Annotated in this window: 22 protein-coding genes and 1 pseudogene; 10 read left to right on the forward strand and 13 right to left on the reverse strand. The window is 65.6% G+C overall.

Features of this window, described 5'->3' with window-relative positions; translation table 11 throughout:
- Positions 1-48: 48 nt before the first annotated feature.
- The 3 genes from DFS13_RS12810 to DFS13_RS12820 form a co-directional block, all read right to left on the reverse strand.
- Complete coding sequence (locus DFS13_RS12810) at positions 49-2,514, reverse strand: GH92 family glycosyl hydrolase (protein ID WP_111441772.1); 2,466 nt, start codon at positions 2,512-2,514, stop codon at positions 49-51.
- 326 nt (positions 2,515-2,840) lie between these two features.
- Positions 2,841-3,308 carry a cupin domain-containing protein gene (locus DFS13_RS12815; RefSeq protein WP_006488377.1) on the reverse strand — a complete coding sequence of 156 codons (468 nt, stop codon included), beginning with the start codon at positions 3,306-3,308 and terminating at the stop codon, positions 2,841-2,843.
- Positions 3,309-3,429: 121 nt separating this feature from the next.
- Complete coding sequence (locus DFS13_RS12820; RefSeq protein ID WP_111441773.1) at positions 3,430-4,653, reverse strand: Zn-dependent hydrolase; 1,224 nt, start codon at positions 4,651-4,653, stop codon at positions 3,430-3,432.
- 144 nt (positions 4,654-4,797) lie between these two features.
- On the opposite strand from DFS13_RS12820, the gene DFS13_RS12825 reads away from it, so the two are divergent.
- On the forward strand, positions 4,798-5,715 hold the full coding sequence (locus DFS13_RS12825) for a LysR family transcriptional regulator (RefSeq protein ID WP_006488454.1): 918 nt from the start codon (positions 4,798-4,800) through the stop codon (positions 5,713-5,715).
- Between the two features lie 3 nt (positions 5,716-5,718).
- On the opposite strand, the gene DFS13_RS12830 is transcribed toward DFS13_RS12825, so the two are convergent.
- The 5 genes and pseudogenes from DFS13_RS12830 to DFS13_RS12850 all read right to left on the reverse strand — a co-directional run bounded on the left by DFS13_RS12830 (position 5,719) and on the right by DFS13_RS12850 (position 9,734).
- Positions 5,719-7,071 (reverse strand): pyridoxal-dependent decarboxylase, encoded by a 1,353-nt coding sequence (locus DFS13_RS12830; RefSeq protein WP_111441774.1) that lies wholly within the window; start codon positions 7,069-7,071, stop codon positions 5,719-5,721.
- 20 nt (positions 7,072-7,091) lie between these two features.
- Positions 7,092-7,391 (reverse strand): helix-turn-helix transcriptional regulator, encoded by a 300-nt coding sequence (locus tag DFS13_RS12835; RefSeq protein WP_085038359.1) that lies wholly within the window; start codon positions 7,389-7,391, stop codon positions 7,092-7,094.
- Between the two features lie 471 nt (positions 7,392-7,862).
- Positions 7,863-8,283 (reverse strand): annotated as a pseudogene (locus tag DFS13_RS12840) (type II toxin-antitoxin system VapC family toxin).
- On the reverse strand, positions 8,283-8,534 hold the full coding sequence (locus DFS13_RS12845; RefSeq protein WP_111441775.1) for a type II toxin-antitoxin system prevent-host-death family antitoxin: 252 nt from the start codon (positions 8,532-8,534) through the stop codon (positions 8,283-8,285). The pseudogene DFS13_RS12840 and the gene DFS13_RS12845 overlap by 1 nt, the downstream one beginning before the upstream one ends.
- 315 nt (positions 8,535-8,849) lie before the next feature.
- Entirely contained in the window at positions 8,850-9,734 is an 885-nt protein-coding gene (locus tag DFS13_RS12850) for a LysR family transcriptional regulator (protein ID WP_111441776.1), read from the reverse strand.
- Between the two features lie 129 nt (positions 9,735-9,863).
- On the opposite strand from DFS13_RS12850, the gene DFS13_RS12855 reads away from it, so the two are divergent.
- Positions 9,864-10,901, forward strand: a complete 1,038-nt coding sequence (locus DFS13_RS12855; RefSeq protein WP_111441777.1) for an aldo/keto reductase — start codon at positions 9,864-9,866, stop codon at positions 10,899-10,901.
- A gap of 42 nt (positions 10,902-10,943) precedes the next feature.
- On the opposite strand, the gene DFS13_RS12860 is transcribed toward DFS13_RS12855, so the two are convergent.
- Positions 10,944-12,608, reverse strand: coding sequence for an ABC transporter ATP-binding protein (locus tag DFS13_RS12860; RefSeq protein WP_111441778.1), 1,665 nt, complete (start codon positions 12,606-12,608; stop codon positions 10,944-10,946).
- Positions 12,609-12,962: 354 nt separating this feature from the next.
- Here DFS13_RS12860 and DFS13_RS12865 point away from each other — a divergent pair, with 354 nt between their 5' ends.
- Positions 12,963-13,439, forward strand: a complete 477-nt coding sequence (locus DFS13_RS12865) for a GNAT family N-acetyltransferase (protein WP_111441779.1) — start codon at positions 12,963-12,965, stop codon at positions 13,437-13,439.
- Between the two features lie 274 nt (positions 13,440-13,713).
- Here the strand turns inward: DFS13_RS12865 and DFS13_RS12870 are convergent, their stop codons facing one another.
- Positions 13,714-14,037 carry a helix-turn-helix domain-containing protein gene (locus tag DFS13_RS12870; RefSeq protein ID WP_241308725.1) on the reverse strand — a complete coding sequence of 108 codons (324 nt, stop codon included), beginning with the start codon at positions 14,035-14,037 and terminating at the stop codon, positions 13,714-13,716.
- Positions 14,038-14,204: 167 nt separating this feature from the next.
- Between DFS13_RS12870 and DFS13_RS12875 the strand changes: the two genes are divergently transcribed.
- Together DFS13_RS12875 and DFS13_RS12880 are read left to right on the forward strand one after the other, a co-directional pair.
- Positions 14,205-14,606 (forward strand): hypothetical protein, encoded by a 402-nt coding sequence (locus DFS13_RS12875; RefSeq protein WP_111441781.1) that lies wholly within the window; start codon positions 14,205-14,207, stop codon positions 14,604-14,606.
- Positions 14,607-14,684: 78 nt separating this feature from the next.
- Positions 14,685-15,149, forward strand: a complete 465-nt coding sequence (locus DFS13_RS12880; RefSeq protein ID WP_071333347.1) for a hypothetical protein — start codon at positions 14,685-14,687, stop codon at positions 15,147-15,149.
- A 163-nt stretch (positions 15,150-15,312) separates the two neighbouring features.
- Here DFS13_RS12880 and DFS13_RS12885 read toward each other — a convergent pair whose 3' ends face one another.
- Positions 15,313-16,038, reverse strand: a complete 726-nt coding sequence (locus tag DFS13_RS12885) for a bifunctional 2-polyprenyl-6-hydroxyphenol methylase/3-demethylubiquinol 3-O-methyltransferase UbiG (protein WP_111441782.1) — start codon at positions 16,036-16,038, stop codon at positions 15,313-15,315.
- Between the two features lie 193 nt (positions 16,039-16,231).
- Here DFS13_RS12885 and DFS13_RS12890 point away from each other — a divergent pair, with 193 nt between their 5' ends.
- From DFS13_RS12890 to DFS13_RS12910, 4 genes are all read left to right on the forward strand, one after another.
- Entirely contained in the window at positions 16,232-17,239 is a 1,008-nt protein-coding gene (locus DFS13_RS12890) for a hypothetical protein (protein WP_111441783.1), read from the forward strand.
- A 339-nt stretch (positions 17,240-17,578) separates the two neighbouring features.
- Positions 17,579-18,283, forward strand: a complete 705-nt coding sequence (locus tag DFS13_RS12895) for a cysteine hydrolase family protein (RefSeq protein ID WP_083417658.1) — start codon at positions 17,579-17,581, stop codon at positions 18,281-18,283.
- 76 nt (positions 18,284-18,359) lie between these two features.
- On the forward strand, positions 18,360-19,256 hold the full coding sequence (locus DFS13_RS12900; RefSeq protein ID WP_111441784.1) for a LysR family transcriptional regulator: 897 nt from the start codon (positions 18,360-18,362) through the stop codon (positions 19,254-19,256).
- Between the two features lie 248 nt (positions 19,257-19,504).
- Complete coding sequence (locus DFS13_RS12910; protein ID WP_105817600.1) at positions 19,505-20,095, forward strand: DUF4410 domain-containing protein; 591 nt, start codon at positions 19,505-19,507, stop codon at positions 20,093-20,095.
- A 97-nt stretch (positions 20,096-20,192) separates the two neighbouring features.
- Here the strand turns inward: DFS13_RS12910 and DFS13_RS12915 are convergent, their stop codons facing one another.
- On the reverse strand, positions 20,193-21,503 hold the full coding sequence (locus tag DFS13_RS12915) for an MFS transporter (protein ID WP_111441786.1): 1,311 nt from the start codon (positions 21,501-21,503) through the stop codon (positions 20,193-20,195).
- 515 nt (positions 21,504-22,018) lie between these two features.
- On the opposite strand from DFS13_RS12915, the gene DFS13_RS12920 reads away from it, so the two are divergent.
- Positions 22,019-22,828: a TlpA disulfide reductase family protein gene (locus DFS13_RS12920; RefSeq protein ID WP_071333353.1), complete on the forward strand. Its 810-nt coding sequence runs from the start codon at positions 22,019-22,021 to the stop codon at positions 22,826-22,828.
- Between the two features lie 446 nt (positions 22,829-23,274).
- On the opposite strand, the gene DFS13_RS12930 is transcribed toward DFS13_RS12920, so the two are convergent.
- Positions 23,275-24,330 carry a relaxase/mobilization nuclease domain-containing protein gene (locus DFS13_RS12930; RefSeq protein WP_111441787.1) on the reverse strand — a complete coding sequence of 352 codons (1,056 nt, stop codon included), beginning with the start codon at positions 24,328-24,330 and terminating at the stop codon, positions 23,275-23,277.
- Position 24,331: the final 1 nt, after the last annotated feature.

The following is a 24,331-nucleotide window of genomic DNA, read 5'->3' on the forward strand; positions in this document are numbered from 1 at the left end:
TCTCTGCGTCGATCCTGTCGGCAAGACCCGCTCTTCGATCCTCCCGCCCTATTGCGCGCCCGCCGCCCGCGGGAACGACGGCATCGTGGATGCATCGGCGCCCCACGTCGCGGCGCTCGCATCCGCCGTCATCGCATACGTCAGCTTCCCGCCCTTCGCGATGTGCTCGAGCGGCAGCCACGCGGCGGGCCACGACGTGCCGTTCAGCTTCAGCGACTTCACGTAGAACGACGCGCTGTCGCCCGAACCCGCGCCCGGCGCGGCGATGTGCAGCAGGCGGTAGCTGCCGTCCTGCTGCCCGACGCGCACCGTGATCGCCTCGAACTGCGGGCTCGACAGCGCAACGCCGCTCACACCCGGCACGACCGGGTAGAGACCGAGCGCGGCCCACACGTACCAGCCGGACAGTGCGCCGAGATCGTCGTTGCCGGGCAGCCCCGCCGCGCCGGGGCCAAATGCGTTGGCGAGCGACGCGTGCAGCACGCGCTGCGTATGCGACGGCGCGCCGGCCCACGCGTAGACCCACGGCACGGCCATCGTCACTTCGTTGCCGACGTAGAAATACGGCTGCTCGGTGCCGATGTTCAGGTGCGTGAAGAACGTGTCGAGCCGCTTGACGACCGGCGCGGCGCCGCCCGCCTGCGCGATCACGCCGGCGAGATCGTGCGGCACGTACCACGTGTATTGCTCGGCATTGCCCTCCATGAAGCCCGACCCGTCGGTGACCCACGCGCCGGCCGACGTCTTCGGCCGGATCACGTCGCGATCGAACAGGTGTTGCCAGTTGCTGCTCGACTTCAGCAGCGCGCCGGCCGTCGCCGTGTCGCCAAGCGCCGTCGCGAAGCGCGACACCGCGAAATCGCGCAGGGCGTATTCGAGCGTGTTCGACGCGGTCTGGTTGTCGCCGCTGCCCGATGCGGGCACGTAGCCGAGCCGGTCGTAGTCCGCGCGGCTGCCCATCACCGGCGTGCCCGCGCACGCGGCGCCCGGTGCGGTGCTGGCTTTCATGATCGCCAGCGCGGCCTGCGTATCGAAGTGCGTCGCGCCGAACGCATACGCGTTCGCCGTGATGATCGAGCCCGCATCGCCGGGCATCACGGCCGTCTCCGTATTGAAGTACGCCCAGCGCGGGAACGCGCCGCAGGCCTTCGCATCGAGCACGAGCGACTGCACGATGTCGCTGGTGCGCACCGGATCGAGCAGCGCCTGCAACTGGATGAACGAACGGTCGATGTCCCAGCCGGAGAAATTCGCGTACATCGTGCGGCCGTTTTCGACCCGACGCGTCGGCGCGGTCGATGCGCCGTTCGACGCGTAGAAATCCGGATACTGGCCGTTCACGTCGTTGAACACGTTCGGATGCAGCGACGCGTGATACAGCGCGGTATAGAACTTGGTCTTGTCGGCATCGCTGCCGCCCGCGACCTGGATCGCGTTCAGGCGCGCGTTCCATGCGGCGCTCGCCGCGCGGCGCACCTTGTCGAAACGCCAGTTCCGTTCGCCTCGCGCATCCGTTGCCGGATTCTCCGCACGCAGGTTCGCCTTCGCGTTCGCTTCGCTGACGAACGAGATGCCGAGCTTCATCATCACGTCCGGATGCTTGCTGTCGACGTTGAAGGTCAGCGTGACGGGGCGGTTGTTCGACAGCGCCGGCTTCACCGCGAACGGCTGGCTGAATTCCGCGTAGTAGTAGACGGGCACCGCATGTCCGGCCCAGCAGAATCCGCCGCCCGCGATCGTGCCCGACAGCGCGCGGTCGCCGACCTCGCTGACCGTGTCACTCGTCGTGCCTTGCGCGCGGTTGTTCAGCACGGTCGGATCGATCGCGATCGTCGCCTGCTGGCCCTGCGCGAGCGCCGGGTACGTGAAGCGCGCGAAGCCGGTGCGCAACGTCGTCGTCAGCTCGGCCTTGATGCCGTTGCCGAGCGTGACGCCGTAATAGCCGGCCTGCGCGGTTTCGTTCGCGTGATCGAACGTGGCCGGCGTGCCGGCGTCGCCGGGCGCGAGCTGCGGCATCACGTTCAGGTAGCCGCCGTTCGCCCAGCAGCCGGTGCCGCTCAGATGCAGGATGCTGAATGCGTTGATCGACGTGTCGCCGTACCAGTAGCCGCCGGAGAAACCGGAGCCGTCGCCCTTGCGCCCGTCGTATTGCGCGGTGGGCGTCATCGGGCTCCACTGCATCATCCCGAACGGCACCGTCGGCCCGGGGAACGTGCCGCCGCCGAGACCCGAGCCGACCGGGTCGGCCGGCTGGTCGGTCGCGTAGTCGGTGCCGATCAGCGGGTTGACGTACTGGACGACGCGGATGTCGGCGTTTTTCCTTGCCGCTTCGTTGCCGTTGCCGTTGCCGTTGCTGTTGTCGTTGCCGCCGTTGCCGTTCTCATTGCCCTGCGACTGCGTGGACGTCGACATGTTCGCCGCCACGGCCGACGGCGAATCGCCATCGCCGCCGCAAGAAGCCACGGCCACGCACAGCGCCAGCAGCGCCGTTCCCAACCCCCAGTTCCTCGACATCGCCTGTCTCCGTTTCGTTCTTGAATCAAGCCATTGGTTCGAACTACTGAGCTTTCGATCAGGAATCTTTTCGTGACTTGTCGCGCACCCGTGCAATCGGTCGAAAATGCCGGGCGCGTATTTATTTCCGCATTCTGGTATCCGAAAAAAGCTGCGCCGACCTATCGAAATACCGGCACCCAGAAACGGACAATGGACACCAGCGTGCCCAAATAAACGCGTTTTCTCTACCCCGTGTTTTTACGAATTTTTATTTTGTTTATCTAAACAAAAGGCGATTGATTCGATTTTTATACGGAATCCGTCACGGCGAATGCAATTCGTCATTACGGCTGTTTCGGCAGCTCGACATACTCCTCGAGCTCGCCCGCAATATAAAGCCGCTTGCCGATGCGCGGGTATTCGCACACGTCGTGCTCGAGCCGCTGGCCGCCGACGAGCAGCTCCAGCGGCGCATCGCCGGTGTTCTGCACCGTATGCGCGTCACCGCCGCGCGGAAAGCCGATGAAATCGCCGGGCCCGATTTCGCTGGCGTGCTCGCCGATCGTCACCGCGCCGGTGCCGGACAGCACGTACACGAATTCCTCTTCGTACAGGTGGCGGTGATATTCGGCCGATTCGTGACCGGGCATCAGCGTGAGCAGGTGAACGCCGAATTGGGTCAGCCCGGTCAGGTCGCTGAGCGGGCGCTTGAGACGAACGGCATTGGGATTGAGCGAATGCACCGCGCGCGTCGGTTCCATCTTCGCGATATCGGCGGCCTTCAGCAGTTCCCGGGGAAAGGGAGTCGACATGGGGATCTCGCAAGCGTGAATGCTTCGGTTGAACGCACGGCGCCAGCGCGGCGCGCGCAGCGGCCATTGTCCGACATTTTCACGCTGGCAAGGGCGCGCCGAACCGCACCCGGCGACGCAGTCAACGCGCGCAATCGGCCAGCAGGTTCGCCAGCACCGACGCGCCTTGCGCGAGGTGCACCGGATCGGCATCTTCCGCTTCGTTGTGGCTGAGCCCGGCCTTGCACGGCACGAACACCATCGCGGAAGGCGCGACGTATGACAGGTTCACCGCGTCGTGCCCCGCGCCGCTGCACATCTCCAGGTATGGATAGCCGGCGGCGGCCGTCGCCTGCCGCACGCGCGCGACGCAGTCCGCATCGAACACCACCGGCGCGTATTCGGCGATCGTCTCCACCTGCACGCGCGTGCCACGCAGCGCGGTGCGCTCCATGCAGATCGCCTCGATATCGGCGACGAGTTGCTGCAGCGCCGGCCGCGACGGGTGGCGCACGTCGACGCTGAAGCGCACCTTGCCCGGTATCGTGCTCGGTGAATTCGGCTCGCACGCGACATGGCCGACGGTCACGCGCGCATCGGCATCGAACGCATGGCCGTGCTCGACGATCGCGGCGATCATCGCGGCCGCCACGCCCATCGCGTCGCGGCGCACGCTCATCGGCGTCGTGCCCGCATGCGACTCGAAGCCGGTCACCGTGACGTCGAGCTCGTAAATGCCCTGCACCCCCGTCACGACGCCGATCGGCAAGCCGGCCTGCTCCAGCACCGGCCCCTGCTCGATATGCGCTTCGAAATACGCTTTCGGCATCTGTCGCTCGCGCGCGGGGCCGGCGAAACCGGTACGTTCGAGTTCGTCGCGCAGCAGCACGCCCGTCCGCATGCACGGGCGCGCCAGTGCGTAATCGAGATCGAGCGCGCCCGCATAGACGGCCGAGCCCATCATGCCTGGCGTGAAGCGCGACCCCTCTTCATTGGTCCACGCGACGACGTCGATCGGGTGCCGCGTCGCGACGCCGTGCTCGTTCAGCGTGCGGATCGCCTCGAGGCCCGCGAGCACGCCATAGACGCCGTCGAAGCGGCCGCCGAGCGGCTGGGTGTCGAGATGACTGCCGCACATCACGGCCGGCAAGCCGGGCTGCGTGCCGGACCGGCGCGCGAACACGTTGCCGATTGGATCGATGCGGATCTCGCAGCCGGCTGCCTCGCACCAGGCGATGAAGCGGCGCCGGCCTTGCGCATCGTCGTCGCTCAGCGCGAGCCGGCAACTGCCGCCGTGCGCGGTCGCGCCGATCGTCGCCATCTCCATCAGCGAATCCCACAGCCTCTGCTGGTTCACGCGCATCATCGTCGCCGCTCCTGAAAAGCACCGAGCATATACACTCGAACCAATAAGAAAAATCCAAGATTTCGTTGTGGACGATAATTTTTACTTGTCACCCGGCGCTCCGCCCGGAGCCCCGCGCTTTCTTTCTCATCGGATCGATCGCCCATGAAGCTCAAGCAACTCGATGCGTTTCTCGCGGTCGCCGAGCATCGCACCATTCGCGGCGCGGCGCGTGCGCTCGGCGTCACGCAGCCGGCCGTCAGCGGCATCGTGCGCGAGCTCGAACACGAGCTGGGCGTGCCGCTCGTCGTGCGCAGCGTCAAGGGGATCGCGCTGACCGATTACGGCAGCGCATTCGCGATTCGCGCGCGGCTGATCGTCGAGGAGATCCAGCGCACGCGCGACGAGATCGAACAGTTGCGGCTGGGCACGACCGGCTCGGTATCGATCGCGGTCAGCCCGACCGTCGCGTTGACGATCCTGCCGCGCGCGTTCGCGGCCTTCACGCGCGACCTGCCCGGCGCGACGCTGAACGTCGACGATGCACTGACCGCGACGGACCTCGCGCGGCTGCGCGACGGCTCGCTCGACTTCATCGTCACGCACCAACTGTCGAACGCGCTGCCGGACCCGGACGAATTCGCGAGCATTCCGTTGTTCCGCACGGCGTTCGCGGTCGTCGCGCGAAGCCGGCATCGGCTCGCGCGGGCCCGCTCGTTGCGCGAGCTCGTCGATGCGCACTGGTGCGTGCCGCGCTACGGCGAAGGCGGCGATGACCTGATCCGCTCGATCTTCATGCCGTTCGGCCTCGACGTACCGAAACGCGTGGTGCACTGCCCGTCGTTTGCCGCGACGCTCGGGCTCGTGTCGCAGACGGAGGCGCTCGGCGTGTTCGCGCGACCGCTCGCCGAGGTCGAACGCCAGTCGCGCGGGATCGTCGCGTTGAATCTCGCCGAGCCGATGCCGGCGCTGACGGTCGCGATCGTGATGCGGCGGCATGCGTTGCTGACGCCGGCCGCACTGCACTTCATCGAGTGCCTGAAGGGTGCGTCCGCAACCGTGTCGGCCGCGGACGACGCGTGACGCTCAACCCACGTGCACGCCGCGCAGCTTCGTCAGCAACGCGACGAGACGATCGATGTGCGCGTCCTCGGTGCGCCACGACGACACGCTGATCCGGAACGCCGGCCGCCCTTGCCACACGGTCGCGCCGAACCACACGTCGCCCGACGCCTGCGCGGCTTCGAGGATCGCCGCCGTTTCCTCGTCGGTACCGGCGCGCACGAGCACCTGGTTCAGCACGACGCGGTTCAGCACGTCGTAGCCGGCCGCACGCAGGCCGTCAGCGACCCGCGCTGCCTGCGCGCAATGCCGCTCGACCATCGTCGCGACGCCGGCGCGGCCGAGCGAACGCAGTGCGGCCCACACGGGAATGCCGCGCGCGCGGCGTGAGAATTCGAGGTTCAGGTTCTTCTGCGCATCGTGCGCGCCGCTCAGGTAGACGGCGTCGCTGTTCATCGCGGTGGCGAGCGCGGCCGCGTCGCGACAGATCACCATCGCGCCGTCGTACGGCGTGTTGAGCCATTTGTGACCGTCGGTCGTCCAGCTGTCCGCGCCGTCGATGCCGTCCGTCAGCGCGCGCTTCGACGACGCGCGCGCCCACAGGCCGAACGCGCCGTCGACGTGCACCCACGCGCCGGCCGCCTTCGCGGGCGGAATCAACGCCGCGAACGGATCGAATTCGCCGGTGTTCACGTCGCCCGCCTGCACGCAGAAAATGGTCATGTCGTCGAGCGGCGGCAACTGCGCCGGGTCGATCCGGCCGTGCGTATCGACCGGCGCGACGACGATGCGCTTCATCCCGAAGCCGAGCACGCGCAGCGCCTTCTTCACCGTGATGTGCGCGAGCGCGGAGATCACGACTTTCACTTCCGGCGCGCCGATCAGCCCGTCCTCGTCGATATCCCAGCCCTTGCGCGCCAGCAGCGCGCGCCGCGCGGCCACCAGCGCGACGAGCGTGCAGGCCGTCGCGCTCGTGCCGAAGCCGACCGCGCTGCCTTCGGGTAACCCGAGCGCATCGACGACCCAGCGCGCGGCCTGGCGCTCGAGCGTCGCGGCCACCGGCGAATTCGCATACGACGACGCGCACTGGTCCCACGCGAGCATCAGCCGCTCGGCCGCCGCCGCGGCCGGCAGCGTCGCGCCGATCACGAAGCCGAAGTAGTTCGGGCCGTTCGATGCGACCGTCGCGGGCGTGCCGTGCTCGTCGAGCAGGCGCAGCACGTCGTCGGCCGGGCGGCCTGCATCGGGCAGCGGCTCGTCGAATGCGGCGAGGCCGGCGAGTGCGGCCGCGTCGGGAAACGCGCGCCGCTCGTTCGTCGCGGCCAGATACGCGCGCGCGCGCTGGTCTGCGTCGGCCAGCAATGCAAGTTCGTCCATGTCGGTTGCCTCGGTGTGAGTCAGAGTTGCAAAAGATCGCGGCCGAGCTGCTGCAGCGCGCCGTCGATCCGCTTGTAGTACGTGAACTTGCCGACGCGAGTCGCCTGCACGAGCCCGGCATCCGCGAGGATGCGCATGTGGCGCGTGGTCGTGGCCGGCGCGATGCCGAGCTTCTCGGTGATGTACGTGCAGCACACGCCGAGTTCGTCGACATCGCCGTGCGGCTGCGGCGGGAAATGCTTGCGCGGCTGCTTGAGCCAGCGCATCACGGCCAGACGGCTTTCGTTGGCCAGTGCGCTGATGCGGGTGACGTCGTCCATGAGAGTGCTGAGCTCGATTAACGCTTCGAATATTAGCTAAATGACGAAATGTGTGCAATTGGTTCGAAGGGCGACTTGAGCTGACGCTGGGGTGTATTTGACCGCCGTATCGGCACCGGATGCGATCGCGGCAAGCGCGCCGCTGCAACGCGTTGCACACAGCGCCGGGAACACGCTTCAGCTCGCCTTCAATGCCGAGCGGCCATTCCGCATACAAGTCGGGCCCGAAACGCATTGCGATCCGTCATGCGCGGCAGGATCGTCCCGATACGCCTGCCTGCCGTGTGCGGCGCGCACACCACGCGCCGCGCACGGCCGAGCGAGCGGTTGCGCAACGCACTGTCGCTTGGCCCGGCTCATCCGCCAGTACGGGGGATGCAAGGGGTGCGGGTAAGCGTTACCGTGAAATGAATGCGCGATCCACCGACGAACCCGGCGCGCTTACGCGTTCGAAAGGCGGAGCTCGCTCCCTCAAGCCCACGGATTCACGATTGCAACGCCGGTTTCGATAAAATCGGTGACATTGCACGTCACGACGGTCATGCCAATGCACGAGCGCCGTCGCGGCAATGAGTGCGTCCCGCTCGGACCGCCGATCCGGTACATGGAGTCGTGCGCATCGTTGCGCGACCGCAGTATCAACCGGCAGCACGCGACCCGCGAACTCCGGCAGGACATGCCCGTCAAGCCATGCCCGCAGAAGCGCGCCTTGAGCCGTGTCCCGGCGCTCGATTTGCAAGACGCCTGTCTCCAGCTCCATGATCGCGCTTGCCGAGACAAAAAGCGTGGGGGCGTCGACGGTTGAACTCCAGGCCGCCAGGGCTTTGTCCGCCTTGCCGGTTCACACCTTCCGGAGTTCCGAAACAACGTTGGTATCGAGAACGAACATCATCAAAAATCAACCGGTTTGATACCGATCTCCACTCGCGGAGGAGCAAACTCGATGTCCTCGACACCGGGCATGGCCAACGCGTCGGCAATGTTGCTCCGTTGCTGCGTGAGACGCTGGTATTCCTCGAAACTCAGCAGCACATGGGCAGGTGTGCCACGAGCCGTAATGAACACCGGGCCATCCTTCGCTGCCTTCTTCGCTTTGGTCACATCCTGGTTGAGTTCGCGACTCGAGAGCGTTGTGATGGTCATCATTGACTCCTCAAACCAATCAATGTAGGTATGTTGCTACAGCAAATGAGATTGCGCGGCATTGCCTGCCCCGGTTGATCCGGCCCGGTGCGCGTCTTCTTCGTCGATACCTCGTGCGCCTACGTACGAGTTCCGTTTCCGGCGGCAAGGTCCTCTGGCAGGAAGAATCGTTTCCGTTCAATCACGCGCGTCCGATTCCGAGGACAACCCATGCCGAGTTTCGCCGTTGCCGAAGCGAACACGCCACAATGACCACCCGAAGGGCACGAAATTGGCGTCGTCACGTCGAGTCCGACGCAATTACATCCAACACGTTCACGCCGCCAGCGCCTGCGCCAGCCGTTCGATCAGCGCCCGCACGCGCCGCGGCTGCACGGCGTTGCCCGGATAGACGATCTGCAGATCGACGTCGCCCGGCGAGAACGCGCGCAGGACTTCGACGAGCGCGCCGGACGCCAGATCCTGCTCGACGTCGACCAGCGACTTCAGCGCAACACCATGCCCCGCGACGCACCACGCGCGCACGAGTGCGCCGTCGTTGGCCACCCGCCGGCCGCGCACCGTCACGCGCCGGGGTTCGCCATCGATGCTGAACGGCCATTCGGCATACAGGTCCTGCCCGAAGCGCATCACGATGCAGTCGTGCGCGGCGAGATCGTCCGGATGTTGCGGCGTGCCGTGCACCGCGAGATACGCGGGCGACGCGCACACCACGCGCCGCGCACGGCCGAGCGAACGACTGCGCAGCGAACTGTCGGCGAGCACCCCGCGACGAATCGCGAAATCGAGCCCCTGCCCGACGACATCCACGTAGCCGTCACTGAGATGCAGGTCGACCGTGACGCCCGGATGCTCGGCGAGGAACGCGTCGACGACGGGCACCACGCCCTCGCGCCCGAGATCGGCCGGCGCGCTCAGGCGCACCGGCCCCGACAAGGTCTGCACGCCGAGCCGCACTCTGCCTTCGAGTTCGTCGGCCTCCGCCAGCAGGCGCCGCGCGCCGTCGACGAGCATGCGGCCTTCGTCGGTCAGGCTGATCGCGCGCGTCGTGCGCGTGAGCAGCGCCGCGCCGTAGTGGCGCTCCAGCGCGGCCAATCGCTCGGACACGGTGGCCGGCGACAGCCCGAACTCGCGGCCCGCCGCGGCCAGTCCGCCCTTCTCCACGATGCGCAGGAACAGCGCGAGGTTGTCGAGCAGCATTATTCGCTCCTTCCGAACGATATTTTCGAAGTCTGCCCAATTATCCGAAATATCCGCAACCGATACAGTGTGCCAACGCTGGCCTCGCGGCCGCCCCTCGACCCGTCGATCCCCCAAAGGAAACCCGCCATGGAATACCGCACCCTCGGCCGCTCCGGCCTCAAGGTTCCTGCCCTGAGCTTCGGCGCCGGCACGTTCGGCGGCACCGGCCCGCTGTTCAGCGCATGGGGCAACACGGGCGTCGATGAAGCGCGCCGCCTGATCGACATCTGCCTCGAAGCCGGCGTGAACCTGTTCGACACGGCCGACGTGTATTCGGACGGCGAATCCGAGCGCGTGCTCGGCGCCGCGATCAACGGACGTCGCGACCAGGTGCTGCTCTCGACGAAAACGGGCCTGCCGACCGGCAGCGGCCCGAACGACGCGGGCACGTCGCGCGCGCGGCTGGTCCGCGCCGTCGACGACGCGCTGCGCCGCCTCGACACCGACTACATCGACCTGCTGCAACTCCATGCGTTCGATGCGAGCACGCCGGTCGAGGAAGTGATGTCGACGCTCGACGATCTCGTGCGCGCGGGCAAGCTGCGCTACATCGGCGTATCGAACTTCGCCGGGTGGCAGATCATGAAGTCGCTGGCGGTGGCCGATCGGCACGGCTGGTCGCGTTACGTGGCGAACCAGGTCTACTACTCGCTCGTCGGCCGCGACTACGAGTGGGACCTGATGCCGCTCGGCGCCGACCAGGGGCTCGGCGCACTCGTCTGGAGCCCGCTCGGCTGGGGCCGGCTCACCGGCAAGGTCCGGCGCAATACGCCGCTGCCCGAAGGCAGCCGCCTGCATGAAACGGCCGGCTTCGGGCCGCCGGTCGACGATGCGCGCCTGTACGACGTGGTCGATGCACTCGACGCGGTCGCCGAGGAAACCGGCAAGACCGTGCCGCAGATCGCGCTGAACTGGCTGCTGCAGCGCCCGACGGTGTCGTCGGTGATCATCGGCGCGCGCAACGAGGCACAGCTGCGGCAGAACCTCGGCGCGGTCGGCTGGGCGCTGACCGATGCGCAGGTCGCGAAGCTCGATGCGGCGAGCGCGGCGCAAGCGCCTTATCCGTACTTTCCGTATCGCCGCCAGCAGGCGTTCGCGCAGCTCAATCCGCCGCTGCGCGGGTAAGCGCCGACGGCCGGCGGAGCCTGCGAACGCGGTCGTGCAGCGCTACGCCGGCACACGCGCGTCGCCGAGCCGCACGACCTTGTCGGCCGGCCCGATGACCGAGCGCCGATGCGTGATCGCCACGACCGTGACGTCGCGGGCCAGCAGCCGCACGTGTTCCATGATGTCGCGCTCGGTGGCTTCGTCGAGCGCGGAACTCGCTTCGTCGAGGAACAGCACGGTCGGCTCGCCGTACAACGCACGGGCGATCGCGATGCGCTGGCGCTCGCCGCCGGACAGCTTCAGCCCGCGCTCGCCCACCGTCGTGCGGAAGCCGTCCGGCAGGCTCTCGATGAACGTCAGGATCGTCGCCTTCGCGGCCGCTTCCTGCAGACGCTGCGCGTCGCGCGGCCGGCCGAGCAGGATGTTGTCTTCCAGGCTCTCGTTCAGCAGCACGACATCCTGCGGCACGACGGCCACCGCGGCGTACCAGTCGGCGCGATCGATCTCCGCGAGATCGACGCCGTCGACGAGAATGCGCCCGCCGGTCGGCTCGATCGACTTCAGCGCAAGCTTGAAGACGGTGGATTTCCCCGCACCGGTTTCGCCGACGAGAAACGTAATCGCACCACGTTCAGCAACGAAGTCGACGTCGGTCACACCGCGACCGTTGTCGTACGCATAGGCGACGCGGTCGAACACGATGCGCCCGTCGCGCGGCGCGAACGCCGCCGCGTGCGACACCTGCCGCTCCTCGGGCGCCGTCCACAGCGCCGCGAACGGCACGAGCGCCGCGCGAGAGCGTGCGCACTCGTCGACCGCACGCGCGATCATTTCGAACGGCTGGTTCAGTTGCAGCAGCAACGTGTTGAACAGCACGATGTCGCCGATCGACAGCGCCCCCGCCTCATGGCGCGGCAGCAGCAGCCAGAACGTCACCGAGAACTGGATCGCAAGACCGAGACCCAGCAGCGCGAGATAGACGACGTGCTGCAGCACATACGCGCGCCAGTTGTCGCGCACGACGCGCGCTTTCTCCGAGAAACGTTCGCTCATCCAGCGATGGCTGCCGAAGTGCCGAAGCGTCTCCATCGCATTGATCGCGCCGCCGACGAAACGGGCATTCTCCTGCCCGGCCTCGATCGCGCGATCGAGGAACGCGCGCGAACGCCGCGCGGCAACGATCGCGATCGTCACCGCGACCGCGCCGTAAGCGGCGGTGATGGCCACGACCTCGACATTGATCAATGCGCCGAGCGTGACGAGCGTCAGCACGATCTGCAGCGTGCCGGGGATCAGGTCCATCAGCCCCAACTGCACGAGCACCGACAGCGCCCGGCTGCCACGCTCGTTCGCGCTCTGGATTTCCGCGGGATTGTGCTCGACGAAGAACGCCGTGGTCTTCTTCAGGATGCGCTCGAAAAAGCGCGTGCTCGTGATGAATCCCAGATTCTGCGCGCTCATGAATGCCAGGTACTGAACCGCGCGTTGCAGCGTGCTGGAAAGGCCAAGCAGCATCGCATAAACCACGAAGCCCGCGATCAGCGCGTGGAGCACGCCGCGGTGCGACAGCGCATCGATCAGGCGCGAGAACAGGTAGGGCGCGGCAACCGCGCTCGCGCTCGACAGGATGACGACTGCCACGACCGTCAGCAATGTCAGGCGATCGGCCTGCCAATAGGCCCGCAGGACCTCGGTGAGCGGATGCGACGCACGGGTTTCGTTCATGGCAAATGACCCGGGCACGGCGCAGCCCGGATGGCGGCGATGGGCGAAAAAGTCTAACAGAGTGAAAGGCGCGGCGCGGGGGCGTTCGGGGCGGCATGGCGGCGGTATCGCACGGAAGAAAGCCCACTGCTCGGGGATGCGCGGTGGCTGAACTCATCAGCCCCAAGCGCAACCGACGTGATCACGGCAGGTTCTGAAGGACAGCCGACATCGTGAGAATTACGCAGATCGTGGCGCCATGAAATACGCTCATCCTGGGCCTACCCATGGGGCCGCGAACTTCCTATCGTGGAGACCTGCGACGCGCCGGCCGGATCGGCGGCGCCCCCTCTTCTCCTCGACAGGTCCGCCAACATGAACGCCAACGACACCGGACTGACCGTACGCGCGGTCACGGAACACGACTACGACCAGTGGCTGCCGTTGTGGGACGGCTATAACCGCTTCTACGGCCGCTTCGACGACACAGCGCTGCCGCTGCGGGTCACTCAACTCACGTGGTCTCGCTTCTTCGACGGTTACGAACCGGTGCATGCGCTCGTCGCGGAGCACGCCGGCAGGCTCGTCGGGCTCGTGCATTTCCTGTATCACCGCAGCACGACGCATATCGGGCCGACCTGCTACCTGCAGGACCTGTTCACGCTCGACAGCGAGCGCGGCAAAGGCATCGGCCGCGCGCTGATCGAAGCCGTGTACGACGCCGCGCGTGCGCATCGCGCCGAACGCGTGTACTGGCAGACGCACGAGACGAATTTCACGGCGCAGCGGCTCTACGACACGGTCGCGGAGAAAACGGGCGGAATTGTTTACAGAAAGACGCTGCCGCGCTGAGTACAGTTAGTCGGGTATTTATCCCCCCGCTCATTCGACGCAGTGACGGCCCGCCACGCGCGCCAGACCGTCGGGGGACATGTGCCGTCCCAACCCGCGGTAGCCCACGGGATACGAATTCGTCCTTTCACTCGATCTTAGTATCCCCGGGGGCACCATTTCGATATGTCAGTTTTCGTCGCTCATAATGGGGCCGGATTAACCCTCGGACTGGCCATTCCGCTGCTCTGCAGCCTCAAATCTCGGCCATACACTCCCCGCACGTCCAACGAAATCAAACGTCTTCGGTCTCATCCGGCGCCCTTCCCGGCCCCGGTTGTTCCATTGGCGTGCCGTTGATCGCAGCCACCAGCGCCAGCACCCCGCGTTTTTCTCGCAGCTTCAATTCTCGGAAGCCCGCAAGCAGCAGTTCTTCGTCGCGGGTTAGCGCCAAAGTGCCGGGGTCGGACGTGCGGCCGGTAAGCAAATACTGGACATCTACACCCAATTCCGCGATCCCTACCAGATAACTCACATCGGGAAGTCTGGCCCCTTTTTCGTAGTTGACCTGCGCATGTTGTTGAACTCCTCCCGCCGCCGCGAATTCGGTCTGGTTCATCCCCAGTCGTTTCCGCTCCAGCCTCAGGCGTACAGAAAATATATCCAGTTGATTCATTTCTATTGACATATGCTCAATTGACTCATAACATGGCTGGTATGGTCGATCGGACACCGACGGTAGCGAGATGCATCTGACAATGCCGTCGCTCTTTCGCAGGAGGCGATATGACTTCCACCTATGAAATCTGCGGCGCACTTTCCGTCGTCGGTAGCTTCCGACGCAATCACGCGCAGCAGTTCGCGGAACGCTTGCCCGCCTCCGCGACCGTGTACTGCGTTACTGACGCCGTCACGCATTCGGTCATGATCCGCGTTCGCGGTGCACTTACCGATCAAGAGGTCACCTCTATCGAAGGCGATCTGAAAGAATTCTCCCAGAAGTGGGCTCGAACCGCCGCCGTATTCAGTCGCATACGGTTCGGCGAACAATCCCTCATGCCCCTCGCGCCGGGCCGACACGTCGAACGGTTGCAGGATCCGGCGAAAGAATACGTCCGGCATCACACGCCTACGCCGCCGCATTCTGATAGTCAAAACACTCAGATTCTGGCGGCTCCGCTCGGATGATCCGCCAAGGCTATCTAAAAGCTGAGATTTTCGCCCCAATCGGGACACTGGTTTCCCCCCAACCTCTGGAGGTTCGCAATGGAAGAGCCCGCACCGTACAGCCTCTCAGGCGCACTGCCCGTCCAAGACGACTTGAACGATGAACAACTCGATCGGGTATCCCGGCACCTGAGCGGTATCGCCACCGTGTACGTGAAACACGACACCGTAGCGCATACCGTTTCATTGTGCATCTCGGGTACGTTGATGCGTGACGATGCGCGTTACATCGAACAACGCATTGAACGCTTCGCCGAGGAGCATGCTCGTGCGGCCTCTATTCTACTTAGCGAGTGGAACGGTGTGATGAGCGAGCTTGTTGTCGGAATGAACTGGGACGCCCAGTGCCTCATCAAGCTGGCAGCGATCCAGGAACAACTTGGAAAGCTTCCGGAACGATATTTCGATTTTCTCTTGCGACTGGAACCCGCGGGTGCACCAGCGCGTGGCAAGCAGTTCTTGTCGGTTTCGATCGAGACCAGCGACGAACAGCAGGTTGTGTAACGCAAGATCAGCGTTACAGATACTCCGCGCAAATAAGATGTCGAGGTGCCGAAGCACGGCGTTGGCTACCGCTCGTTTAGCACAGGGACCGCCCAATAAGTCGGAAAACCATCCGAATTGAAAACCGCGCGAAACATCCGCGTCGCTGCTCATTCGCATGCGCTCAAAGCAGTGGCCGAGCCTTGATCCAGAGAAACAGCGGCACGCGCGCCCACTGTTTCAGTTGCTCCGTATCGGCATGATCGGGCGGCGGCTCGCGCAGCGATACGATCGCGAACCCGGCCGCTTCCAGTGCTTCCATGTACGCCTGCAGCGGCAGCGACCAACCCGCGAAGTGCATCGACATCCCGTCGCGCGTTTCCACGCCGTCGAAATGCTCGCGCCCGAAATAGCTGCCCTTCAGCACGAACGGCGCATCGCGTTGCGGCCCCGCGAAGCCACCGCGATCGCGGAACGGATGCACGAGCGAGATGAACAGCGTGCCGTCCGGCTTCAGCACGCGGCGCGCTTCGTTCAACGCGCGCTGCATGTCATCGAGATCCATCAGCACGTTGTACGCCATCACGAGATCGAAGCGGGCCGCGTCGAACGGCAGCGACGCCGCATCGGCCAACTCGTAGCGATGCGCGGAATCCGCGTGACGCGCGGCGTCGAGCATCGCGGGCACCACGTCGGTCGCGGTCACGTCGTAGCCGAGCGCCTTCAGCTCGCGGCTCACGCGGCCTTCGCCGCAGCCGATCTCCAGCGCGCGGCCGGTGTCGCGGCCAATATAGGCCGCGAGCCCCGCGCGGTATTTCCAGAACGCGTCGTGCCCCGGCTTGCCGGCCCAGTCGATCCATTGGTCGGCGACCTGTGTCCAGTGTTCGGTGATGGCTTTCGTGTCGGTCATCTGCGCTCCCTTCCGGTATGCGTCATTGGCTCAGGATGCGCATGGTAAGCCGAAGCGGCGGCACGCGTGAGCGGAGTACGCCGCTTTGCCGGTTTCCGTTTCCGGCCACGACGTTCTACAGTGACATAAAACAATCTGCGCCGTTGCACGTCGCCGCCGCCCGACGATACGCACCCGATTCCGAGGACATCCCATGCCGAGCATCCTGGCCGCGCCCGCCCCCCTCCCCCCGAGCCCCGTCGCGGCCGAAACGCGCATGGTGCACGACGTCGCGACGCTCAAGCCGTCCGACTACCGTGCGGCGGACGGTGCGTCGTGGGTCATCTCCACCGTCACGCCGGCCGCGGACAGCGGCACCAACGTGACCGGCACGACCTACTTCGACACTGCGAAAGGCCAGACCGTCCCGGTGCCCGACGCACGACGCCGCTTTGTGAATCGTGGCACGTGGCAGGTCATCGCGAGTTCGAGCCCGTCCGTACCCGCCACCGGCCGCTACGACTGGCTGACGCTCGCCTGGCTGCCGATCAACCGGCGGCCGTTGCCGCAAACGCCCGAGCACCTGTATTCACCGTTCATTCGCGGCGGCACGATCGTGTATCGATGGAATCCGGCCGCGGAAGGCGGCGAGCAGTTCGGCAACGTGCGGATGATCTTTCCGGAATGGACACAGCAGGTGGCCGATGCGTTGCGGGCGGCTCCGGCAGCGTCGCCGGATGGAGCGAGCGCGTCGGCCGTATCGTCGGCGCTCGATCGCTTGAAAGCGGACGCGAATCCTATGACCACCGTGCTCGACTTCAGCGATGCACTACGCGATGAACCGGTAGCGCGAATCGTCGCGAGGCTGCCGGAGCTGCTGCGGATGAAAGATCTGCACGAGCTGTCGGCGATCGTGTTCCTGTGCCTGTCCGGATCACGCGCCGAAGACCGGCCGCGCTTTGCGGAATTGATCAACGAGTCGATCGTGTCGACCGACGACAGCGCGCGGCTGCTTGCGATCGCGTATGGCGCATTCGCGGCCGGACGGGCGCGGCCTTATCCGTTCAACGATGCGGGGCAGACGGCGCGGATCGACGACGTGTTCGGTGCGTTGAAGCGGCGGACGGCGGCGCTCAATGTGCCGGTCGGGGAAGGTTCGCCCTGGTACGAGTTCTTCACCGCGTATCGGCTCGGTGGGGCGGCATCGCGAAACAGCCCATAACGGCCAGCCGCACAACACGTTCCTGCGCAACAGCCGCGTCGTCCAAGCTCGCCCCTGCCCGGCTTCCGACTCGTCCTAAGACCCGTCCTACACAATCTCCCGCCTGAATCGGCCCCGGCCGAATGATCCGGACGGTGCTGCTTCTTACCATGGCATAACGCACCAACGAACGGCCGACCGTCGTGTCGTTCGCGTCACCGGCCCCGTCCCGTCGCGCCCGCCATCGGCCCCACGCGATTCGTTCGCGATCTGCACAGAAGATGTTCCCCTGACGGGGACGCGATTTCGACCCGGTCTCCTTATAGTTCGAACCACTCAACTTTTTCCAGGAGTGCATTCATGTTTTCCTTCTCGATCCGCAACCTCGCCCGCTATGCCGTCCTCGCGTCGGCCGCCACCATGCTGCCCACCGCCGAAGCCGCATCCAGCCTGCCCGCGACGCCGACGATCCGCGCAATGGCCGGTGCGCAGCCGATCGACCATCTCGATCCGAAGACGACCGCGCTCGTCGTCATCGATTTCCAGAACGAATACCTGAACGGCAAGATGCCGATCGCCGACGTTCAACAGGCGATCGCCAACACGAAGCGGCTGATCGCTTTCGCCGATCGCAACGGCATGCGCGTCTACCAGGTGCAGCACATCGCGCCGGCCGGTTCGCCAGTGTTCGCGCTCGGCGGCAAGACCATCGAGTTCATTCCCGAGATGAAGCCGCGTGCGACGGACACCGTCGTGCAGAAGGAAACGGTGAGCGTGTTCGCGAGCACCGATATCGACAAGCGCCTGAAGGCAGACGGCGTCAAGACGCTGGTGATCGCCGGCCTGATGACGCACGCGTGCGTGGCCGGCGCCGCCCGGGATGCCGTGCCGCTGGGCTACAACGTCGTGGTAGCATCCGACGCGTCTGCCACGCGCGCCATCGTCCGCGCTAACGGCCAATCGATCGACAAGGACACGCTGCACCGTGCCGCGCTTGCCGAGATCGAAGACACGTTCGGCGACGTGAAAACGACGGCCGACATCCTCGCGCTGCCGCTGCGCTGATCGCCCGCCATGCCGCGCTGGCCCTAGCTGGCGCGGCGAATCCGGAAACCTTCCTGTCCGCGCATCGGAACCCGCCATGGATCAACTGCTCGCGATGCGCGTCTACCGAAACCTGGTCGATGCCCGGGGATTCTCGGCCGCGGCCGATCGCCTCGACACGACCCATTCGACCGTATCGCGCCAGTTGAAGCTGCTCGAAGCGAGCCTCGGCGTGCAACTCGTCAACCGCAACACGCGGAATTTCTCGTTGACGCCCGCCGGCGAGCGCTACTACGACGCATGCGTCGACATCCTCGAACGCGTCGCGGCGGCATCGGAAGACGTGACCGACACGCCTGGCCAGCCATCGGGCGTGTTGCGCGTCAGCATGCCGCTGTCAGTCGGCACGCTGGAGATGCCCGCATGGTTGCCCGCGTTTCGCCGCGCGTACCCGGACATCCAGCTCGACGTGTCGTGCAGCGACCGCTTCGTCAATCTGATCGGCGAGGGGTTCGACGTCGCGCTGCGCATCAGCAGCGGCCTGCCGGACTCCGACCTCGTCGCGAGAACGCTCGCGCTATCCGATGAAATTCTCGTCGCGTCGCCCGACTATGTCGCGCGTCGCGGTCTGCCACGCACGCCCGCGCACCTCGAGAAACATGACTTGCTCGCCTATAGTGGAAGCGACGATCGGACGAGCTGGCGCGTCACGCCGCTGCGCGGTGCACCCGTCACGATCCGGCTCGACGGCCCGCTGCGCATCGACGCGATCACCGCGCTGCATGCCGCCGTGATCGCCGGGCTCGGCATCGCCGCATTCACGCACCATACGGTGCGGGACGACATCACGCACGGGCGGCTCGTGCCCATCCTGCCCGGCCATACGCTGGCGAAACGCCATTACTACGCGCTGTATCCGAAATCCCGGCATGTACCGCCCAAGGTGCGCGCGTTCGTCGATTTCGTCGCAACGCTTTACGACGCGCACGCATGACGCGGCGGCGCGTTCGCGCCTGCCGCGCCGTTCAGGCCGTCATGCCGCAGCGGCCGCCGGCGCGATATTCAGTCGATCCGATTCGGGGAAATCGCGGCTCACGTGATCGAGCTCGAAAGAAAGCCATGGTCGACACGTGCCGAATCGATTTTCGATCTATTCGACCTTTTGAATCGAATCGTCCCGTGCTAGATTTCCGCCCGGCCGCAGAGCCATCTCAAATAACCCGAACGAAAAAAGACCAAATCATGAAATCTGTATTCCGTCATGCCGCACTGGCACTGGTGACGATCGGCTTCCTCTCGGGCTGCGCGAGCAGCGTGACACGCGACGCCGGCGATCAGGCAGGGGCCATCGCGACGGCATCGATGCCCAAATTCGGCTCGAAACCCGTGATCGTGCAAGTCACGCTCGACCATGCCGCCCAAGAAGCGCTGAAAGACAATCTGAAATTCAGCCCGGAGAACCTGAAAGGGAAAATCGAAAGTGCACTGGCCGCACGCAAGCTGCTGGCAACGGCCGGATCGACCGATGCGATGCACCTGAACGTCGAAGTCAACGACATTCGCGTGCGCTCGAGCTTCACGGCGGTGATGTTCGGCTTCATGGCGGGCAACGATCACGTCAACGGCACCGTGACGCTCGCCGACGCCGACAATCGTCAAATCGACCGCTTCAAGGTGTCGGCGTCGTACGCACTCGGCGGCATCGCCGGCGGCATGGACGATACGCGCATGAACTGGCTGTACGAGACGTTCACCGAGAAAACGCTGACGACGCTCGAACCGGCGGCCGACGCGCCGCAACAGGCTGACGCTTCGCAGGCGAAGAAGCTGTAATCGCCGGCGCCCGACGGGCCCCGCATGGGCGGCGCGTCGGGCGTCAGCCGCCGCGCCCGCCCCGCGACGGCGAAGCGGATATCGCGCGAGGCCGCGTTCAGCCGGCGTGTTCCTCCTTCAGCATGCCCTTCAGCAGCAGGCACGCCCCGCCACCCAACGCGCTCACGCACGCGACATAGCCGAAGTACAGTTGATAGCCGCGCATGCCTGGATACGCGGTGGTCAACCAGCCGTTCAGCAGCGGCAGGAACACATCCGGCGAGTAGCCGAGCAGCGAGATGATGCCGATCGCGAGCCCTGTGATACGCGCCGGTACGTCGCAGCGTTCGAGTACGCTCCAGTACAGCCCGCGCACCGCATACGTCAGCAGGCCGATCACGATCACGACACCCACGAGCAGCGCAATCTGGTTGAGCGACGGAAAAGCGATCAGCCCGACGAACGCGAGCGCCGCGCAGAACAGCGCGCCGCCGAGCACGTTCAGCGTGCCGATGCGATCGCCGACGAAGCCGCCGCCGATGCCGCCGATCGGCCGCATCCACAGCTTCAGCGACGCGATGAAGCCGGCCGCGACGATCGACATGCCGACGCCCTTCTGCTGCAGATACGGTGAAATGCTGTAGGTCGCCCACGACAGGTGGTAGCCGCAGAACACGATCAGCGCGAACACCCACAGCCGGCGATTGCGCGCGAGCGTGAGCAGGTCGCGGCCGAGGTGGCCTTTCTCCGCTGTCACCGCATCGTGCGCCGCCGCCCCGACCGTGTCCTTGACGAACAGCAGCAGCGCGCCGAGCGCGATGCATACCGTCGAATAGCCGGTGACCACCTGTCGGAACGCGCCGCCGTGCGACACGCCGCGCGTGTCGACGAGCCACGCGAACAGCGCGAGCGACGCGGTCGCCAGCAGCGCCTCGATCAATCCGCGGCCGCCGTCGAGAAACCCGAAGAACCGGCCCTGCTCGCTCGGCCGCGCAATCGTCTTCACGCGCTTGATCACGGACGCCCAGAACGTCAGGCCCGTCGTCACGCCCCAGCCGCAGAAAATCGCCATCAACGTCGCATACGACGGCGCGCTCGCATTCGAATACCAGAAGCCGAGCGCGCCGGTGCCCACGAGCGAGAAGCCGATCAGCCAGCGCGGCGGCAGCCGATCGGCGAGCCAGCCGCTCGGCAGGTAGCAGACGAGGAAGGTGGTGCCGAGCGCCGAATAGAGATAACCGAGCTGCGTGCGCGTGATTTGGAACAGGTCCAGCATCGTGTCCTGGTAGAACTGGCGCAGGTACAGCATCGGGTAGATCGCGCCGGCCGCGCAGACGAGCAGCGCAAGCTGAACGTAGCGGCCAGTGGACGCAGTGGTGGCGGTGTCGCCGGGTGGCGCGGTGCGCAGCGCCGCGCCATGGTTCGTCATGTGTCTCCTCCATCGGGTGATCCCCGCCGGCCGCTGGCCGGCTTAATGCAATTCATGCAATGCGCGAGTGAATGCCCGGTGCTCGCATCTGGCAGCGGTCCTATTCCGTTTAATCAGCCGACTGGAGTCGGTTCGCGGCCGCGCCCACCGGCCACCACCAGGCATTCACGCCCGCACTCTTGACGAAAAAAAATCGGCCGCCCGGGGGAGCGGCCGTCAAGGAGAGATCCCTATTCGGGATGCCGGCGGACACCACTCCGGACCGGCCTGGGTATTGTTGATGAACGCGATTCCGCTGACCATCAGACCGGTCTGATTTGCAGCCTGCCCGCCTGAAAATCACGCCCTCCTGAGCCTGCCGCCTCCATCCAATCCGCAACGCGTCGTTACGTTCTCGACGGGAACCCCCATACGCGGCAACTTGTCGAATCGCCGCACTACCGTCGACGGCTTCATCGCCGTGGCGGACAATCACTTCTCCTCCTTCGTTCGTCCACGTCCAACTGTTCCTTTTCATGCTGAGCATCGGTCCCTTCTCGATCCGCGTCGTCGCGGTAGCCGCCGCCGCGCTGGTGGCGTGGCTCGTCGCGCGTTTCATCCAGCGCCGCCCGCCTGACGGGCATCACAAGACGGCATCGAGCTTGATCCTCGACGTGCTGCTGCTCGGGCTGATCGCCGCCCGCGTCGGCTATATCGCGCGGTGGTGGAGCGACTATGCGGCATCGCCGCGCTCGATCGTCGCGCTCGGCGACGGCGGCTTCGACTGGCGCATCGGCCTGGCGGCCGCCCTGGTATTCGCGGGCTGGCGCCTGCGCCGCTTGCCCGCGCTGCGGCGACCGGTGCTGGCCGGCATCGTCGCGGGCCTCGGTGCGTGGGGCGCCGCGCAAGGCACGCTGGCGACGTTGCAGCAGAGTGCACCGCCGCTCGCCGCGATGCAGCTTCAGGCACTCGACGCGACGCCCGTGTTGCCGGCGAGCGTCCTCGGCAAGCCGGTCGTCGTGAACCTGTGGGCGACATGGTGCCCGCCGTGCCAGCGCGAAATGCCGATCCTCGAACAGGCGCAGCGTGACCATCCTGGCATCACGGTGCTGATGATCAACCAGGGCGAAAATGCGCAGACCGTGCGCGCGTTCCTCGAACAAAAGGGCCTGCGCTTCAATCACGTGCTGCTCGATCCGTCGTTGCACGCGATGCATGCCTATGGATCGCGTGGACTGCCGACCACGCTGTTCTTCAACGCAAAAGGCGAACTCGTCGAATCGCACATGGGCGAGCTGACCGCCGCGCGGCTGAAGGACACCGTCACGCAGCGCTTCGGGCAGTAATTCCCGGTGGCCGACCGGAAAGCGGCACCACGCCGCTTCGTCACATCCGCGCTTCGACCACGGCCAGGCGGTACACAAAGACCGATCCGATAGGCCTCACCGAAGGCGTCAGCCCGATCGTGTCCAACTTGCGCGACGGCCTGCACATCGGCCAGGAGACGGATGCCATCACGACGTATCTGTATGCGGCGCTCTGCCTGATGGCATCGCCGATGTGGCATCGGCCTACGCCGAAGGGCTCGACAAGAGGCCACGTGGCTTCAACGCCGGACCAGAGAATGCGCGCAAGCAGATGCAAGCACTGCATGCGTCAGCACGAACGGCGCCGGCCTACGTCGTGGGCCGGTCAGACAGACGGACGCATGCGCTTCACCCGGTGCCAATCACCGGCGGCACCGCCGCACGACACCCGTGAACCATCAAGCGCGTGCACACTAAGCGTAGTATCAGTCTCGGTCAAATGGCGGATCAGGTTCGGTTGGCCTGTCATCGACACTGCGCTGTCTTCCCGTGAAGTGGGCGATATACCTGTGCGCGACGGGGCGGTCACAATGTGAGCACTCGGTGGCCGGCTCGAGTCGGGTAGCGCCGGGATCCAATTGCCGTGCCGGCATGTGCTGCACAAAATCCACAATAGCCATTGCCATGGTTCGGTCTTCCGGGATACCGGAATGTGCCAATGCTTGTGCGAGCCCGCGCCAGACTGCCAATGTTTCGATATGTGCGTCCCGTAACACCATTGTTGCCCGCTCATCGAGCACTGATCGGTAAAAGCGTGGGGCAACTCCACGAGACTGCATCCGCACAACGGCCTGCGTCCGAAGACGTTGTGTCTCACCGCGAACCAGCCTCGGCGTTGCGTTGGCGTCGACCCCGTGTTCGCGCAACTGTCGCGCAAACACCTCGCGCCATGTGCGCAGATCCCGCTTGCGCGGATTCAGACACCGCCCGTCAGGACCACGCACCCGAACACACAGATGTACGTGCGGATGCGGTTGGTCATCATGCTGTGCGAACACGTACGATCGTCCGTCGCCGAATATCTCGCGCGCGAATGCCCTTGACGCCTCTCGGACGGCCGCGCGGTCCGTGCCCGCGGGCATTGATAGCATCAAATTGAAGGTTTCCCGACGCCGGCTTTCTTCCGGCATCCCCCAACCACCCCACCGCCATTCGTCAAAAAGGTCCTGCAGGGCAGCGTCTCCGACCAACACGCGCTCGTCCTGGTCTTCCAGCTCGATATGGCCATCGCGTGAAATATATTGCAGATGTCGCCGCACCGCACCCATGCCCTGTGCGCCTGACGCTCTGTTGGTAATCTTGACCATGACCTCGGGCGCGCGTCGAAGCGTCAAAGCCAGCCGTTCGCGCAGACGCCGCGCATCGCGCGGCAATGCCACGCCGGGCAGATGCGGGGCGCGCACATGCCGCAGCGGCTCATGAAACAGTCGATCGCCCCAGTTGACGAGCAGCGCATCGACGTACTGTCTGGGAAACGGCATC

The sequence above is a fragment of the Burkholderia sp. 28_3 genome (assembly GCF_003253915.1).
In the GTDB taxonomy this organism is placed as follows: Bacteria; Pseudomonadota; Gammaproteobacteria; order Burkholderiales; family Burkholderiaceae; genus Burkholderia; species Burkholderia cenocepacia.